The 18571-nt window shown below is 68.7% G+C and carries 5 protein-coding genes and 1 pseudogene; 2 read left to right on the top strand and 4 right to left on the bottom strand.

Annotation, left to right across the window (positions count from 1 at the left end; genetic code table 11):
* The first annotated feature begins 85 nt into the window (after positions 1–85).
* Complete coding sequence (locus H1Q64_RS17840) at positions 86–13630, top strand: Ig-like domain-containing protein (protein ID WP_237906446.1); 13545 nt, start codon at positions 86–88, stop codon at positions 13628–13630.
* Between the two features lie 85 nt (positions 13631–13715).
* Here the strand turns inward: H1Q64_RS17840 and H1Q64_RS17835 are convergent, their stop codons facing one another.
* Positions 13716–14108, bottom strand: a complete 393-nt coding sequence (locus tag H1Q64_RS17835) for a hypothetical protein (protein ID WP_237906445.1) — start codon at positions 14106–14108, stop codon at positions 13716–13718.
* A 73-nt stretch (positions 14109–14181) separates the two neighbouring features.
* Between H1Q64_RS17835 and H1Q64_RS17830 the strand changes: the two are divergent.
* Positions 14182–14652: pseudogene (locus H1Q64_RS17830) on the top strand (IS5 family transposase); the annotation flags it as partial.
* On the opposite strand, the gene mcrC reads toward H1Q64_RS17830, so the two are convergent.
* From mcrC to H1Q64_RS17815, 3 genes are all read right to left on the bottom strand, one after another.
* A complete protein-coding gene (gene mcrC / locus H1Q64_RS17825) occupies positions 14641–15783 on the bottom strand; it encodes a 5-methylcytosine-specific restriction endonuclease system specificity protein McrC (RefSeq protein ID WP_237906443.1) in 1143 nt (380 codons plus the stop codon). The pseudogene H1Q64_RS17830 and the gene mcrC overlap by 12 nt on opposite strands.
* The gene (locus tag H1Q64_RS17820; RefSeq protein ID WP_237906442.1) at positions 15783–17012 is read right to left on the bottom strand and encodes an McrB family protein; all 1230 of its coding nucleotides are present in this window, start codon (positions 17010–17012) and stop codon (positions 15783–15785) included. Before H1Q64_RS17820 ends, mcrC begins: the two co-directional genes overlap by 1 nt.
* A gap of 440 nt (positions 17013–17452) precedes the next feature.
* The gene (locus tag H1Q64_RS17815) at positions 17453–18469 is read right to left on the bottom strand and encodes an IS110 family transposase (protein WP_237906441.1); all 1017 of its coding nucleotides are present in this window, start codon (positions 18467–18469) and stop codon (positions 17453–17455) included.
* Positions 18470–18571: the final 102 nt, after the last annotated feature.

The following is an 18571-nucleotide window of genomic DNA, read 5'->3' as shown; positions in this document are numbered from 1 at the left end:
ACCCTGCATTTTACTAAAGCAACTTGTGTGTGTATAGGCCGAAGGGAGGTCTCAAAGCGCCTAACCCCTTCGAGGAATGCTTGCCATGCTCCATTCGACCGTGTCCCGGCCCGCCCCCGCTTTCCTGGGCTGTGAGGGCGTTCCCGCGACGTCGAGACTTGAGATCGCGTTCATCGACATGGCGCTCGATGACTGGCAGGCGCTGAAGGCCGAGATGCCGTCCGGCATCGAGGTCTTCCTGATCGACAGCCGGGCCGACGGCATGGCGGCGATGGCACGGGCGCTGGATGGCCGCCGCGACATTCACGCCATTCATGTGCTCAGCCACGGCTTCGAAGGTGGCTTCCAGCTCGGCTCCGGCCGGTTCGATACCGGGGCCCTGGCGCAGCGCGTCGAGGAACTGGCGTCCATCGCCTCCAGCCTGGCCCCGGATGGCGACATCCTGCTCTACGGCTGCAACGTGGCGTCGGGCCGGGGCGCCGACTTCCTCACCGCGCTGGCGGATGCGACGGGGGCCAACGTCGCGGCCTCGCGGACGCTCACGGGTGCTGCGGACCGGGGCGGCGACTGGGACCTCGACTGGGTGCACGGCGCGGTGCGGACCACTCCGCTGCGGATCGATTCCTACCGGGGGGTGATGGTCGCTCCCGCTCTCGTAAGCGTCACCGCCTACCCCGGTGATACGGCGGTCACGCTGAAATTTGACGGAAATCTTGATAGCAGCAGCCTGCCGTCGCTGTCGTATTTTTCTGAGCCGAACAATGGCGGTAACGGAGCGATCGAAATCAATGGCAACACGTACCAAATATTGTCGGCATCCATCACCGGTGACACGCTGACGCTTGCGATCAACCGCACACTTACCCCAGGCGATGACATCGGTCTCGTATACGGCGACCCGCCTGGCGACGATGTCAACGGGGTTTTGCAAAGCTCCAGTGGAATCGATGTCGCGACTTTCACCGCTGCCCATATCGTCCCGCAATCCCGTCCCGATACCTCTCCGACGCTGACGGCGACGGGCGGCACGACGACCTTCAACGCCAGCCCGGTGGATCTGTTCTCGTCGATCACGGCCAGCACCAACGACACGGGGCAGGTCTTCACAAGCCTGACGCTGACCGTGACGGGTGTCCAGGACGGTGCGGCGGAATCCTTGACCTTCTACATACCCGGCGCGACCAATCCCCTTCAGCTTAGCCTGATCAACGGCAATGGCACCGCGAATCCGATGCAGCCGGGCGGAGCCATTGTTACCGGGGCCGTTATCGTCAATGGCAGCACGGCGACCGTAACGCTCACGGGTCTGGAGGCGTCGGATGCCGACATGGGGTGGCTCCTCAACGACCTCGTCTACAACAACACTGCCGGCACCCCGTCCAACGGCCAGCGCGTCATCACCGTCACCAGCGTCACGGACGATGGCAGCAGCAACAACACCGCCAGCATCTCCGGCGTCTCCAGCACCGTCAATGTCGGTGCGTCGGCTTCGACCCTGCCCACCCTGACGGCGACGGGCGGCACGCCGACCTTCACCCAGGGATCGGCCTCGGGCGTCGATCTGTTCTCCGGGGTGACGGCGGACACCAACGACACGGGGCAGGTCTTCACCGGCCTGACCCTGACGATCACCAACGTCAGCGACGCCGAGGCGCTGCTCGGCATCGGCAGCAATCCCCTTCCCCTGTCGGTCGCCGGCGGCGGCCCGACGCCCTTGCCGGGAATCACCGGGTCCGGGCTGGGCGTCTTCGCGAACGTGGCGGTCAATGGCACGACGGTGACCGTCACCCTGACCGGGCTGAACCACACCAACGCCCAACTGGCGACGCTGATCGACGGCCTGTCCTACATCAACTACACCGGCGGCACCTTCAACGGGTCCCCCATGTCCGGCAACGTGACTGCCGGCAGTCGCGTCATCACCGTCACCAGCGTCACCGACGACGGCGGCAACAACCACACCGCCAGCCTCACCGGCGTCTCCGCCACCGTCACCGTGGCCGCAGCGCCGCCGGCTCCCGTCCTGCAAAGCGCCGCGGTGACCGGCGATTCGCTGGTGCTCACCTATGATGTGGCGCTCGATTCCGCCAACCCGCCGGCGGCGGGCGCCTTCACCGTCACGGTCGGCGGTACCCCGGTCACCGTCAGCGGCGTCGCCGTGGACGGCGCCGGCAAGACGGTCACGCTGACGCTCGGCCGGGTGGTCGCCTATGGCGACACGGTCGCCGTCTCCTACACCGATCCCACCGCGGGCGACGACGCGCACGCCATCCAGGCCGACCCCAGCGGGCGCGACGCCGCCAGCTTCACCGGCCAGTCGGTCACCAACAATTCGCCCGATCCGAGCACCACGCCGCCGTCCGTCACGGCCATCGATGCCTATGTCGGCGAAAACGTCATCATCGTCACGTTCGATCAGACCCTGGACGCCCAGAGTCCGTTGCTGCTTTCCAGTTTCGGCGCCGTCGACAGCTATATTCCGCTGGACCTGGGCACCGACGCTATTCTCGTGGGCAGCACGAAGGTCGATCTGCGCTCGGCGGTCATCTCCGGCAATAAGTTGGTTCTGACCACGGCGAGCCCGTTCGCTCAGGGGGACTACGTCCGCTTCACCTACAGCGATCCGGCCGGCAACGACACCGCCAACGTCCTGCAGAACCTGTCGGGCCTGGATCTCCCCGACACCCGCTTCGCCACCCTGGCCACGGCCACCCGCACGGTCAACGCCCCGAGCCTGACGGCGACGGGCAACGCGACGACCTTCACCAACTCCTCAAGCCCGGCGGACCTGTTCTCGTCGGTCACGGCGAACGCCAATGATCTGGGACAGGTCTTCACCGGCCTGACCTTCACCGTGACCGGCGTCTTGGACGGTGCGTCGGAATACCTGATCTTCATGGTCCCCGGGGGCATGTCCTCCATCATGAATTTGGCCGACGGTGCCAGCTTGATGAGCGGCAGCTCTGGGGTCACCGGCGGCGCCACGCTCAGCGGCAGCACCTTGACGGTGACGGTCAGCGGCCTGCGGTTGTCGGCTGACGAAATGCAGTCCCTCCTTGACGGCTTCTACTACAACAACAGCGCCGGCACACCGTCCGATGGCCAGCGCATCATCACCCTCGCCAGCGTTACCGACAGCGGCGGCAGCAACAACATCGGCACCCTCACCGGCATCTCCGCCGTGGTCAACATCGGCGTCCCCCCGACGCCGGTCCTGCAAAGCGCCGCGGTCAACGGCGCGTCGCTGGTGCTGACCTACGACACGGCGCTCGACGCCGTGAACATTCCGTCCGCGGGCAGCTTCACCGTCCTGGCCGGCGGTTCCCCGGTGACCGTCAGCGGCGTTGCCGTGAACACCGCGAACAAGACGGTCACGCTGACGCTCGCCCAGCCGGTCGCCCACGGCGCCGCGGTCAGCGTTTCCTATGCCGACCCCACCGCGGGCGACGACGCCAACGCCATCCAGTCCTTCGGCGGCGGCCTCGACGCCGCCGGCTTCACCGGCCGGTCGGTCACCAACACCACGCCTGACCCGAACGGCGTGCCGCCGACGATGACGCTGACGACAAAGAACGGCGGCTTCTCATCCGGCCAAGGCAGCAGCGGCACCGACCTGTTCGACGGGGTGACCGCCTCGACGGTGGACAATGGTCAGACCTTCACCGGCATGGTGCTGACTGTCCACAACGTCGGCGGCACCGGCAGCACCGAGTTCCTGAGCATCGGCGGCACCGACATCGCGCTGAGCAACGGCACCTCGGGCAGCTTCACCAGCGGCAGCTACGCGGTCACGCTGGCGAACGGCGTCGCCACGGTGACGCTGAGCGGCATGGCGCTGAGCAACGGCGGCATGGGCACGCTGATCGACGGTATCGCCTACAAGAACACGGACGCGGCCAGCACGAACTACGGCAGCAGCGAGACCCGCTCGATCGTTCTGCGCTCCATCACCGACAGCGGGGCCTCCAGCAACTCCACGGCGATCGATAAGGTCGCCACGGTCACGATCGCCAACACGGCCACCTACACCCCATTCCTGACGGTCGTACCGACGAACCCGACCATCGCCTTCACGCCGGGAACGCCGCAGCAGGTGTCCTTCACCGTGACGGCCACGCAGATGAGGACACTGATCGGTTCCTCGATCACGTTCGGTGTCGATGCCCCGAGCGGCTGGTCGGTGGGAAACGTCAGTCTCACCCCCGCGATCGCTGCGATCATCAGTCAAGGCGACGTCTTCACGCTGACCTTCGACGTGACGTCCTCCGGCACGGACACGTCCGGCGCGTTCCCAATCAGCGTCCACGCGATTTCCACCGGCATTGACCTCACCAGTTCGGTCGTATCCAGTTCCGTCATGGTGACGGTCGCCATCCCGCCGGTTCTGCAGAGCGCGTCGGTGGACGGCGCGACGCTGGTGCTCACCTACGACAGCGCGCTGGACGCGGCCAACCCGCCGGCGGCCGGCGCCTTCGAGGTCAAGGTCGGCGGCACCACGGTCACGGTCAGCGGCGTCGCCGTGGACAGCACCAACAAGACGGTGACTCTGACGCTCGCCCAGCCGGTCACCGATACGGACACGGTCACCGTCGCCTACACCGACCCCACCGCGGGCAACGACGCCAACGCCATCCAGTCCACCAGCGGTGACGACGCCGCCAGCTTCACCGCCCAGCCGGTCACCAACACCACGCCCGACACCACCCCGCCGGCGCTGACCTCGGCTGTGCTGAACGGGACGCAGCTGACCCTGACCTATTCGGAACTGCTGAACGGCGCCCAGGCTCCGGCCGGGGCCTTCACGGTGATGGTGGGCGGCGTGGCGCGGACGGTGACGGCGGTCGCCACCAGCGGCAAGACGGTCATCCTGACGCTGGATGCCGGAACGACCTCCGCCTACCAAGCCGTCACGGTGGACTACACGCCGCCGGGCTCCGGCGCGAAGACCGCGGACGCGGCCGGCAACGCCGCGGGCGCGCTGACCGGCCAACCGGTGCGGGAGGTGGCCGACCCGTCCTTCGTCCTGGAAGGCACCAACCCCTTCGGCCTCGACACCACTGGCCCCTGGTCGATCCCGACCTTCGCCGACATCGACGGCGACGGCGACCTCGACGCGCTGGTCGGCATGAGCGACGGCACCATCCGTTTCTACCGGAACGATGGAACGGCGACGGCGCCCAGCTTCACGCTGGCTGGCACCAACCCCTTCGGGTTGAGCCAGCTCGATATGAACGCCGCCCCGACCTTCGTGGACATCGACGGGAACGGCACGCTCGACGCGCTGATCGGCGACTTCAACGGCAACACGGTGGTCTACCGGAACGTCGGCACGGCGGCGGCTCCCAGCTTCACCCTGGTGGGCACCAACCCCTTCGGGCTGGGTGATGTCGGCTCCGCCAACACCCCCTCCTTCGTGGACATCGACGGCGACGGCCATCTTGACGCGCTGATCGGCAATCATGACGGCGCCACGCTGTTCTTCCGGAACATTGGCACGGCGGCGGCGCCCAGCTTCGCCCTTGAAGCCACCAACCCCTTCGGGCTGGCCGACATCGGCAGCTACGCCCAGCCGACCTTCCAGGACATCGACGGCGACGGCGACCTCGACGCGCTGATCGGCAATTTCGCCGGCGACATGCTGTTCTTCCGGAACGTGGGATCGGCGACGGCGCCCAGCTTCACGCTGGAGGGCACCAATCCCTTCGGGCTGGGCAACGTCACCTTCAAGTCCGTCCCGAGCCTCGTGGACATCGACGGGGACGGCGACCTCGACGTACTGGCCGGCGGTGACACCACCGGCAACAACATCATCCTCTTCCGCAATCTGCCATTGCAGCCCGCGAACCTCGCGCTGACCGCCGCGTCCAACAGCGGTTCCACGACGGACACGCTGACCAACGTCACGGCGACGGCGATCACCGGCCAAGCCAAGGCGGGCACGACCGTGGTGCTGTATGATGGGGCAGTGGCGCTTGGCACGACGACGGCCGACGCCAATGGCCTGTGGTCCGTCACCGCGGCCTCGCTGAGCGAAGGCGCGCACTCCCTGACCGCCGTGGCGAGCAACGGCACCAACGCGTCGCTGCCGTCCTCCACGCTGAACGTGACCATCGACACGACGGCACCGACGCTGACCTCGGCGGTGCTGAGCGGGAAGCGGCTGACCCTGACCTATTCGGAGGCGCTGGACGGCACCCAGGCGCCGGTGGCCGGAGCCTTCACGGTGACGGTGGGCGGGGTGGTGCGCACGGTCACCGCGGTCGCCACCGCCGGCCGGACGGTCACCCTGACGCTGGATGCCGGAGCCTCCTCGCTCTATGAGGGCGCGACGGTCAGCTACACCCCGCCGGGCTCCGGCGCCAAGACCGTTGATGCCGCCGGAAACGCCGCGGGCGCCCTGAACGGCCAGCCGGTCCGCGTGAGCGGCGATCCCAAGTTCACCCTGGAAGCCACCAACCCCTTCGGCCTCGGCACCTTCGTCGGTCAGTCCGCCCCGGTCTTCGCCGACATCGACGGCGACGGCGATCTCGACGCGGTGGTCGGCGATTGGTACGCCAACATCGTCGTCTATCGCAATGTCGGGACTGCGGAGGCGCCCAGCTTCACCCTGGTGGGCACCAATCCTTTCGGCCTGAACACCGTCGGCGGCGGCATGCCCGCCTTTGCCAAGCTGGCCCTCGCGGACATCGACGGCGACGGCGACCTCGACCTGCTGGCCGGAAACGCGGGCGGCGGCATCGTCGTCTACCGCAACGACGGGACGGCGACGGCGCCCAGCTTCACCCTGGTGGGCACCAATCCCTTCGGCTTGAGCAATTCCGGGGGCTTCGCGTCGCCGTCCCTGGTGGACATCGACGGTGACGGCGATCCCGATGCCCTGATCGGCAACGCGGATGGCAACACTTTCTTCTATCGGAACATCGGAACGGTGACGGCGCCCACCTTCGCGCTGGAGAGCACCAATCCCTTCGGCCTCGGCAATGCCGGAAACAACGCCACACCGGTCCTCGTGGACATCGACGGGGACGGCGATCTCGACGCGCTGATCGGCAACGTGAATGGCGACACGGTCCTCTATCGGAACGTCGGGACGGCGACGGCGCCCAGCTTCACGCTGGAAGGCACCAACCCCTTCAGCCTGGGCAACGTTGCCGACAACGCCAAGCCGACCTTCGCGGACATCGACGGTGACGGCGACCTCGACGCGCTGCTCGGCCGAGCCGATGGCAAGACGGTCCTCTTCCGGAACACCACGCCGCCGCCCGCGACCCCCACGGCGCCGACGCTGACGGCGGGTTCGAACAGCGGATCGACGACCGACACGCTGACCAACGTCACGGCGCCGGCGATCGTCGGAACCGCGGTCGCCTCGTCGACGGTGGTGCTGTACGACGGCGCAACGGCCATCGGCACGGTGACGGCCGACGCCTCCTCCGGCCTGTGGACGCTCACCACCGCCTCGCTGAGCGATGGCACACACTCGCTGACCGTCAGGTCGAGCAACGTCAACGGCACCTCGTCGGCCTCGACGGCCCTGACGCTGACCATCGACACCAAGGCGCCGACGCTCGCTTCGGCGACGTTGAACGGGACGCAGCTGACCCTGACCTATTCGGAACTGCTGGACGGTGCCCAGACTCCGGCCGGCGCCTTCACGGTGATGGTGGGCGGCGTGGCGCGGACGGTCACCGCGGTCGCCACCAGCGGCAAGACGGTGACCCTGACGCTCGACGGCGGGGCTACAGCCTACCAGAGCGTCACGGTGGACTACACGCCGCCGGGCTCCGGCGCGAAGACGGCGGACGCGGCCGGCAACGCCGCGGGCGCGCTGACCGGTCAGGCCGTCCGTGTGGCGGGCGACCCCAGCTTCGTCCTGGAAGCCACCAACCCCTTCGGCCTCACTGGTCTCTTCCCCCAAGCCAAGCCGGTCTTCGTCGACATCGACGGCGACGGCGACCTCGACGCGCTGGTCGGAAACATCGGCATCAATCTTCAATTCTACCGCAACGTCGGCAGCGCGACCGCGCCCAGCTTCACCCTGGACGCTGCCACCGTCCCCTTCGGGCTGAGCGGCGCGACGATGGCCACTCCGGCCTTCGCGGACATCGACGGCGACGGCGACCTCGACGTCCTGGTCGGAAGCAACTCCGGCTCCCTGCTGTTCCTGCGCAACGTCGGAACGGCGACGGCGCCCAGCTTCACCCTGGAGGCCACCAACCCCTTCGGGCTCAGCAATTTCATCCCCCTCGCGTCGCCGAGCATCGCGGACCTCGACGGCGATGGCGATCTCGACATCCTGGTCGGCAGCCAGGGCGGCGACACGCTGTTCTACCGCAACGTCGGCACGGCGACGGCGCCCAGCTTCACGCTGGTCGGCACCAATCCCTTCGGCCTCGGCAATTCCGGGGCGCAGGCGTCGCCGACCATGGTGGACATCGACGGCGACGGCGACCTCGACGTCCTGGTCGGCAACCTCACCGGTGACACGGTGGTCTACCGCAACGTCGGCACGGCGACGGCGCCCAGCTTCACACTGATCGGTACCAATCCCTTCGGGCTGAGCAATGCCGGGATGATGGGGTCGCCGAGCATCGTGGACATTGATGGCGACGGCGACCTCGACGCCTTGGTCGGCAGCTTCACCAGCCTCACCCTGTTCCGCAACGTTCCGCCGACTCCGGCGAGCCTGGCGTTGACGACCGCGTCCAACAGCGGTTCGACGACGGACACGCTGACCAACGTCACGGCTCCGGCGATCACCGGCCAAGCCAAGGCCTTCACCACCGTGGTTCTGTACGAGGGTGCGACGGCGCTGGGCACGGTGACGGCCGATGCCAACGGCCTGTGGACCGTCACGACGGCTTCGCTGGGTGACGGCGCTCATTCCCTGACCGCTGTGTCGAGCGACGCCACCGGCACGTCATCGGCCTCCAGCGCGTTGACGGTGACCATAGACAGCGCGGCTCCGAACACCCCGACCGTCACGACGGCGCTGAGCAACAGCACGACGCCGACCCTGACCGGCACGGCGGAAGCGGACAGCACCGTCACCGTCACGGTGGGCGGCGCGACCTACACCACCACCGCGACGGGTGGGAACTGGTCCCTTAACCTCGCCACGGCCACGCCGGTCTCCGGTGTGCTGAGCCTCAACGCCAACGGTACGAACGCCGTCTCGGCAATCGCCATCGATGCCGCCGGCAACACCTCCACCGCCGGAACGCAGTCGCTGGTGATCGACACCACGCCGCCCAGCGCTCCGACGGTGATCAGCGCCGCGCTGAGCAACAGCACGACACCGACCCTGACCGGCACGGCGGAGGCCGACAGCACGGTGACCGTCACGGTGGGTGGGGCGACCTACACCACGACGGCGACCAACGGGACCTGGAGCCTCAACCTCGCCACGGCGACGCCGACCGCCGGTTCGCTGAGCCTCAACGCCAACGGTGCCAACCCGGTCTCGGCCACCGCCACCGACGCCGCGGGCAACGTCTCCACGCCGGGCACGCAGTCGTTGGTCATCGACACGACGGCGCCCAACGCTCCGACCGTCACCACGGCGCTGAGCAACAGCACGACGCCGATCCTGGCCGGCACCGCCGAAGCCGACAGCACGGTGACCGTCACGGTGGGCGGGGCGACCTACAGCACCACCGCGACGGGTGGAAACTGGTCCATCGACCTCGCCACGGCGACGCCGATCGCCGGCTCGCTGAGCCTCAACGCCAACGGCGCCAACCCGGTCTCGGCCACCGCCACCGACGCCGCGGGCAACGTCTCCACGCCGGGCACGCAGTCGCTGACCATCGACACGACGGCGCCCAACGCTCCGACCGTCACCACGGCGCTGACCAACAGCACCACCCCGACCCTGACCGGCACGGCGGAAGCCGGTGCGACGGTGACGGTCACGGTCGGCGGGGCGACCTACACCACGACCGCAACGAACGGCGGCACCTGGAGCCTCAACCTCGCCACGGCGACACCGACCGCCGGCTCGCTCAGCCTCGACGCCAACGGTGCCAACCCGGTCTCGGCCACCGCCACCGACGCGGCGGGCAACGTCTCCTCCGCCGGCACGCAGTCGTTGACTGTCGACACCACGCTGCCCAACGCCCCGGCAGTCACCAGCGCCGCGCTGAGCAACAACACGACCCCCACCCTCGCCGGCACGGCCGAGGCCGGCAGCACCGTTACCGTCACGGTGGGCGGCGCCACCTACACCACCACGGCGACGGGTGGGAACTGGTCCATCAACCTTGCCACCGCGACGCCGACCTCGGGGTCGCTGAACCTCAACGCCAACGGCGCCAACCCGGTCTCGGCCACCGCCACCGACGCCGCCGGAAACGTGTCCGGCCCCGGCACGCAGTCGCTGACCATCGACACGACGGCGCCCAACGCTCCGACCGTCACCACGGCGCTGACCAACAGCACCACCCCGACCCTGACCGGCACGGCGGAAGCCGGTGCGACGGTGACGGTCACGGTCGGCGGGGCGACCTACACCACGACCGCAACGAACGGCGGCACCTGGAGCCTCAACCTCGCCACGGCGACACCGACCGCCGGCTCGCTCAGCCTCGACGCCAACGGTGCCAACCCGGTCTCGGCCACCGCCACCGACGCGGCGGGCAACGTCTCCTCCGCCGGCACGCAGTCGTTGACTGTCGACACCACGCTGCCCAACGCCCCGGCAGTCACCAGCGCCGCGCTGAGCAACAACACGACCCCCACCCTCGCCGGCACGGCCGAGGCCGGCAGCACCGTCACCGTCACGGTGGGCGGCGCCACCTACACCACCACCGCCACGAACGGCGGCGCCTGGAGCCTCAACCTCGCCACGGAGACGCCGGTAACCGGCACGCTCGGCCTCAACGCCAACGGCGCCAACCCGGTCTCGGCCACGGCCACCGACGCGGCGGGCAACGTGTCCACGCCGGGCACGCAGTCGCTGACCATCGACACCACCCCGCCCAACGCCCCGACCGTCACGACGGCGCTGAGCAACAGCACGACGCCAACCCTGGCCGGCACGGCCGAGGCCGGCAGCACCGTCACCGTCACGGTGGGCGGTGCCACCTACACCACCACGGCAACCGGCGGAAACTGGTCCATCGACCTCGCCACCGCGACGCCGGTAACCGGTTCGTTGAACCTCAACGCCAATGGCGCCAACCCGGTCTCGGCCACCGCCACCGACGCGGCGGGCAACACCTCCTCGGCCGGCACGCAGTCGCTGACCATCGACACCACGCTGCCCGATGCGCCGACCGTCGCCACAGCGCTGACCAACAGCACCACGCCGACCCTCACCGGCACGGCGGAGGCCGGCAGCACGGTGACGGTCACGGTCGGCGGCGCCACCTACACCACCACGGCAACCGGCGGGAACTGGTCCGTCGACCTCGCCACGGCCACACCGACCGCCGGTTCGCTCAGCCTCAACCCGAACGGCACCAACCCCGTCTCGGCCACGGCGACCGATGCCTCGGGCAACGTCTCGGCGCCGGGCACCCAGTCGTTGGTCATCGACACCACGCTGCCCGATGCGCCGACCGTCACCACGGCGCTGAGCAACAGCACGACCCCGACCCTCACCGGTTCGGCCGAGGCCGGCAGCACCGTCACCGTCACCGTCGGCGGCGCCACCTACATCACCACCGCCACGAACGGCGGCGCCTGGAGCCTCAACCTCGCCACCGCCACACCGGTCACCGGCACGCTCAGCCTCAACGCCAACGGCGCCAATCCGGTCTCGGCCACTGCCACGGATGCCGCCGGCAACATCTCAGTCCCCGGCACGCAGTCGCTGACCGTCGACACCACCCCGCCGACGGCCAGCGTGCTGTTCGAGGACGACAGCATCGACGCCATCGAGCAGTCCAGCGCCGCCTTCACCATCAGCGGCGGCGAGGCCGGGACCAGCTTCACCTGGACGATCACCTCGGCCGGCGGCGGCCAAGTCACCGGCAGCGGCGTGATGAGCGGCCCGACCATGCGGGTGACCGGGCTGGACCTCGCCGGCCTGGGCGACGGCACGCTCACCCTGACCCTCGGCCTGACCGACCCGGCGGGCAACGCCTCGCCGCCCTTCACCGCGGCGACGCAGAAGCTCACCGCCACCGCGGAGAAGCCCGCCCCGGTCGCCCCGCCGCCGACGGCCACCGTGGACGGCGCCACCGTCAACGGCGCGATCACCACCGGCAGCGATGGGAAGCGCGTCACCACCGTGACCATCGCGGCCAGCAATGAAGGCCGGGTCGAGGACAGCAGCACCGCCAACGCCGATCTGGCCGACGTGCCGGTGGTGCGCGAGCAGGTGGTCGACCGGCAGACCGGTGCGGTGTCCACCGTCACCACCCTGACGGTCAGCGTCTCCAACGGCGTGGCCGTCACCACCTCGGGCAGCGCCGAGCGGCAGACCGCCGCGGAGGCACAGACCGGGCTGGCCGGCCTGATCGCCGCCATCGAGGCACGCACCGACGCCGGCACGGCCTCGCGCGGCAACCTGACCGGCGGCGGTTCGGGCTTCCTCTCGGTGCTCTCCACCCAGGCCCAGCTTCTGGTGCGCGCCATCGACTTCAGCACCCCGGGTGCGACCGCCGGCCAGGCGGTGCAGACCAAGGTGACCGGCAACACGTTGGGCGGCACCGGCGTCGCCAGCACGGCGCCGACCGCGGTGGTGCTCAACACCACAGCGGCGGCGGGCCCGGTGACCATCCAGCTCGACAACGTCGAATTCGCGGCGGTGGTCGGCAACGCCACGCTGGTCGGCGGCGACGGCGAGCAGATCGTCTACGGCGACGACCACCAGCAGTACATGTACCTGGGGGCCGGCGACGACATCCTGCACGGCGGCGGCGGCAACGACACGATCGCCAGCGCCGGCGGCAACGACACGCTGTACGGCGACGACGGCGACGACGTGGTGATGGGCGGCGAGGGCGACGACTGGCTGTTCGGCGGCGAGGGCAACGACCTGGTCGGCGGCGGCGTCGGCAACGACGCGCTGTTCGGCGGGACGGGCCGCGACATCCTGTTCGGCGAGGACGGCGACGACACGCTGACCGGCGAGGAGGGCGACGACACGCTGTCCGGCGGGGCTGGCAACGACCTGCTGTTCGGCGGGGTGGGCAACGACTTCCTGATCGGCGACGCGGGCGACGACACGATCAGCGGCGGGTTGGGCAACGACGTGGCGCTGGGCGGGGCGGGGCGCGACCTGATCGGGCTCGGCGCGGGCGACGACCTGGCCAGCGGCGACGGCGGCGACGACACGCTGTTCGGCGAGGAGGGCGCCGACACGCTGTTCGGCGGGGCGGGCAACGACCTGCTGAACGGCGGGGCTGGCAACGACGTGCTGTTCGCCGACGGCGGTGCGGACACGCTGTGGGGCGGCGCCGGGGCGGACGTCTTCGCCTTCGGTCGGGCATCGGGCGGATCGGTGGTGATGGACTTCCAGGCGGGTGTGGACCGTTTGGCGCTCTACGACGCCGGCATGGACCTCGGCGCGGTGATCCGCTCGGCGCGGGTGGAGGGCGGCAACACCACCCTCGACGTCGGCTCGGGCAACCGCATCACCATCCTCGGCCAGACCGGCAACGTCGCCGGCTGGTTCGGCTAAGCGGCGGGGTCGAGGGGAGGGCGTGTCCGTCCGCCGGGGCAGCCGGCGCCCGGGCGGTCGGAACGAAGCGGTCTGAACGGTCGGGTCAGAGCGGACGCGACGGCGGCGGCCCGCCCGGCCACGCGGCGCCGAAACGGCGTCCGGGCATCCAGGATTCGGTGGTGAGTGGCGGCTCGCACCGGGCGGTGCCGACGGCGGGAAGGGGCGGTTCGGCCACCACCGGGGTGGCGGCCTTGCCGTGCAGGATGGGCAGGCAGAACTGGCAGAAATCGGCGGCGGGGTCATGGCCGGGCGCGTCATCGTCGGGGACCGGCGCACCGGTTTCCCGGTCGATGACGACGAGGCCGGCGGCGGTGCAGATGATGATGCGGTCGCCCAGCCAGCGTGGTGCGCGGATGCGGAATTGGCGCGGTTTGCGAATTGGCGTAAAGACCGGCCCTGCTGATGCCCGCCACCACTGCCGCCCTATGCCGTTCAAACACCGCGCCGCCCATCGCCACCTGTTTCCTCGTGCCAAGTACCGCGTGACTAATTGAACGGCTTATGAGGCAGGGCTACGCCAGCGCGGCAGTTTGACCATGTGGTTCAGCGAGGACACCATCCAGCCTTGGCGCGCCGCCCCACGGACCACGCGCGGCGGGCAACCGCGGTACTCGGCCGTGGCGATCGAAACCGCCCTGACGTTGCGGGCGCTCTTCCACATGGCCTTCCGCCAGACCGAGGGGCTGATCGGCTCGCTGATGCAGTTGCTCCAGCTCGACCTGCCGGTGCCCGATCACACAACCCTGAGCCGCCGAGCCCGCACCCTGGCCGTGAAAATCCGTCCGCAGACCGCTGGTCCATGGCACCTGCTGGTCGACAGCACGGGGCTGAAACTCAGCGGCCCGGGCGAGTGGCGGGTCGAGAAGCACCGCTCCAAGACGCGCCGATCCCGGCGCAAATTCCACGTCGGCGTCGATGCCGGCACGGGGCAAATCGTTGCCGTGGAGTTGACTACGCCGTGTACACAGCTACGCACTTGACCCGTCTTTGGATCGTTCGCTGTCAAGGCCGGCACGGAGGAGACTCCGTAACCCGTCCCGGATGGCCACTGCCGACCCGCTGAGATCGATAGTGGCGAAGGAGATCGCGTGACGCTGAATCACGGCGCGCTCGTGGAGCACGGCGCCGATGGCCGGGTGCAGGAAGAGGCCCGCCGCGTCATCCCATCTCGGGTCGGGGCCTTCCTGGGATCGCAGGTAGGCGTACATCTGATAGAGGTACCCGCTCTTGAGCGTCGCCCCGCAGAAACGGCCGCTCGCCAGGATCGATGTGAATTTCGTATCGATTACCACGCGTCGACCGCAGTTCGGCGGGTCGAGCACGATGTCCGTCACCATGCACGGCAGGATCGCAGGAAGCCCCGCCGTAGCGGACGACACCTGCCATTCGAGCGGGGTGCTGCCACGAACACGCCATCCCCGAGGTTCCAGTTCGACCCGGGCGAAACCGAGCACGGCCTTCTCGAACAGCCGGCGCGCCCACGCCTCTTCGCGATCCGGAGCGGCGAAGGGCGTCGGGCCCGCCTCCTCGGTGGGAAGCGCCAGATCGAAGGCGAGCCGAGCGAGCGCGACCATGAAGCGGTCGTCGGCGTTGTTCCGGCCAATCTGATCGGCGGCCAAGTCGGCGCGCGACGGCCGCACTCCACCCACGCCCGCCTGGGATAGGTCGGTCGCCAGGGAACGGCAACGGTGAGCCGTGCCGGCGTCGCGGACGAGGCGTGCCATCCGATCGAGCGCCGCGCGAACGAGCCGGTTCCGCGGCGTGTCCATCGACAGATCCTCGAAGCGGCAGAAGACCTCTCCTTTCGAGAGAAGCTGCCGCGATTCGGTCGTCAGGACGTCGATGCGCCCTCGGACTCGCGCGAGCGCCATCTCGCGACGGTGGTAGCCGCGGGTGAGATTCCGCCGGAGCCGGCGCTCGACGGCGTCGGCGAGGAGGCGCGCCACTAAGTCGGGCAGATCCTCGGGATCCTCATCCACCATGGCGTCGAAGGCTTCCCGGGTCCGCGTCAGCTCCGAGGCATAGAGCATCAGCAGCCAGAGGTTCCGGACCGGGATGCGGCCGATCCGGCGTTCCCCGCGAGGTGGATCCGCGCCGTTCGTTGCCGGCATCAGACGAGCCGAGCGAGCAGCTTCTCCCGCGCGGCCTTCGCCGTCTCCGGGGCGTCGTACCAGTACTCGTCCAGGAGGGGACCGACTTCCGTCTCGACCTTCGCGCGGAACCACGAGCGGCCGTCGCGGATCGTCTCGTCGATGTCGGGCGTCACGTAGGAATGCCCGATCCGGAATTGTGGTCCGAGCGATGCCGAGGCGGCGATGTCGTCGTTGAGCGCGCCGACCCGGGCTTCGATCTCCGCGCACATCACCTCGTCGAGCCCGCGGGTCGCGCACCACGCGCGCCAAGCCGCACCGAGCCGCGGTTCAAGGTCGACGAAGGCGAAGCGGCGACGCAGCGCGAGATCGACGATGGCGAGGGAACGATCCGCGACGTTCATCGTGCCGATCACGAAGAGGTTCTCCGGCACATGGACGCGTTCGCCAGCCTCCTTGCGGTAGGCGAGCTCGATCGCCTCTGACGGACGGCGCTTGGTGTTCTCCAAGAGCGTCAGCATTTCGCCGAAGATCTGTGCCGGGTTCCCGCGGTTGATCTCCTCGATAACGAGCACGAACGGCCGGTCCGGTTCGCTCGCCGCGGCTTCGATTGCTTGCATCAGGATGCCGTCGACGAGGCAGAGCCGCCCGTCGCCGGAGGGCCGCCACCCGCGTACGAAGTCCTCGTAGGCGAGCGAGGGATGGAACTGGACGACGCGCAGCCGGGAACGGGACGTCTCCAGATCCTTCGAGCCGACGAGCGCGAAGCCGAGGCGCTTCGCCATCCAGGTCTTGCCTGTGCCCGGAGGTCCCTGGAGAACAAGGTTCTTCTTCGAGCGCCAGCACTCGAGGATGCCGGCAAGCTCCTCGCGGGACAGGAAGCAGCCGTCGGCAATGATATCGTCGATGGTGTAAGTCGGCTCCTCCTCGACCTCAGCGATTTCGTCCTCATCGGCATCAATGGCTTGGGATTCCGTCGGGGGCGCCGTCGCGGCCGCCTCGGGCCGGACACCATACTTCTCGGCCCAGTAGGGCCGCGCCAGCCACCAAGCGTAGTCCTGCGCCGCGCCCCGGAAGACGAAATCGACTAAGTGGCGCGCGGTCTCGTTCTCCATGCCCGCTTCGACGATGGTCGTGTGGTAGGTGTAGAAGTACCAGTCGCGCGGTTCGAAAGGCGGATCCCAGGCGACTCTCACCGTCCGGCCATCGCCGAGATTCTCGGTGATCGTGCCGGTCGCCTTGATCCGCATGGCCGAAACCGACTTCTCGCCAGTGTCGAACGGAAGCCTGTACTTTCGCACGAAGCAAGCCTTCACAGCGAGCCGGTCACCTGGCTTCATGCGGCGGACGAGATTGGAGAACTGGTCTTCGTATCCGTTCTGTCAGATCCCTTCTGCGAAGAAGCGAGGCATCTGAGATGCTGTGGTGGACGGCCCTCTCGGCGCAAGAGGCGAATTCGTGTTGACGGTTGGTCGGGTGCATCCATGTGTCCGGCCTGTCGTCGCGACCTCTGGTCGCTGGCCTTGATGAAGTCCGCGGATCGACGCCCAAATCACCTCAGCGCGCTCTCGGGCGCTTGGTCCCCGTGGGTTTGGTCGATCTCCGGTCTGACCGGTTCGTCATCACGTCTCACCACCCTTACGCCATCCGCCTCGGCAGGACCTTGGTCTGCTGCCGAGCCGAACCTCGACTACGCGGCGGTCGCCGCCGCATAGGTCCCGCCGCGCGTCAGCACCGCCCGGGCAATGCGCGCCGTTTTGTTGGCCAGGGCGACGGCGGCGAGCTTGGCGGGCTTGCGCTCCAGCAGCTTCGCCGCCCAGCATCGAGCCGCGTTGTCTTGGCGCGCCAACCGCATGACCGCCGTGGCGCCCACGACCAGCAGGCGGCGGAGGTAACCATCGCCTTGCTTGCTGATCCCCGTCTGCCGCTCCTTCCCGCCACTGCTGTGGGCTTTCGGTGTCAGGCCGAGCCAGGCGGCGAACTGCCGGCCGGACCGGAACAACGTCCCGTCCGGCACCGCCGCGGCGATCGCGCTCGCGGTGATCGGCCCAATGCCGGGGATCGTCGCCAAACGGCGGCTCGCGTCGCTGGCACGGTGCCACTCCAGAATGCGCGCCTCCAGCCGGTCGATCTCCTCGCCGAGCAGGCGGCGTTGTTCGACGAGGCCGTGCAGTGCCCGTCGCGCCAACTCCGGAAGACGATCCTGCGCCTCGTGCAAAGCCTCGATGGCGGCTTTTGTCCCACTTGGCCCTTTCGCCGCGATGATGCCGAATTCCGCGAGGTGACCGCGCAAGGCGTTGATCAGCATCGTTCGCTGCCGGACCAAGAGGTCCGGAGTCTTGTGGAGCATCAAGGCGGCCTGCTGATCGATGGTCTTGACCGCCACGAAGCGCATCGTCGGCCGGGTCACCGCCTCGCAGATCGCCTCGGCATCCGCCGCGTCGGTCTTTCCCCGTTTCACGTACGGTTTGACGTAGGCGGGTGGCATCAACTTCATCGTATGACCCAGTGCCGCAATTTCCCGCGCCCAATGGTGCGCCGTGCCACACGCCTCTATCCCCATCAGGCACGCCGGCAGGCCTTGAAAGAACTTTAGCACCTCGCTCCGTCGTAACTGCCGCCGGACCAGAACCTTCCCGTCGCCGTCGATGCCATGAACCTGGAAAACATTCTTCGCCAGATCCAGACCGATTGTCGTCACGCCCATGGTCGGCTTCTATGAGGTGGTTTCTTCGACGGTCAACGCTGCTCACCGGCATTTGGTGAAAGGGCCGTCCACCACATCATCTCAAACCGGGGTGGAACCATA

Source organism: Azospirillum brasilense, assembly GCF_022023855.1.
GTDB lineage: Bacteria > Pseudomonadota > Alphaproteobacteria > Azospirillales > Azospirillaceae > Azospirillum > Azospirillum brasilense_F.
Note: the sequence above shows the minus strand (reverse complement) of the source record. Positions and strands in the feature narration are given on the sequence as shown.

Coding starts and splice junctions, on each gene's coding strand:
- H1Q64_RS17840 (WP_237906446.1), top strand. CDS start 86: ATGCTCCATTCGACCGTGTCCCGGCCCGCCCCCGCTTTCCTGGGCTGT.
- mcrC (WP_237906443.1), bottom strand. CDS start 15,783: ATGCCGGCAACGAACGGCGCGGATCCACCTCGCGGGGAACGCCGGATC.
- H1Q64_RS17820 (WP_237906442.1), bottom strand. CDS start 17,012: ATGCGGATCAAGGCGACCGGCACGATCACCGAGAATCTCGGCGATGGC.
- H1Q64_RS17815 (WP_237906441.1), bottom strand. CDS start 18,469: ATGGGCGTGACGACAATCGGTCTGGATCTGGCGAAGAATGTTTTCCAG.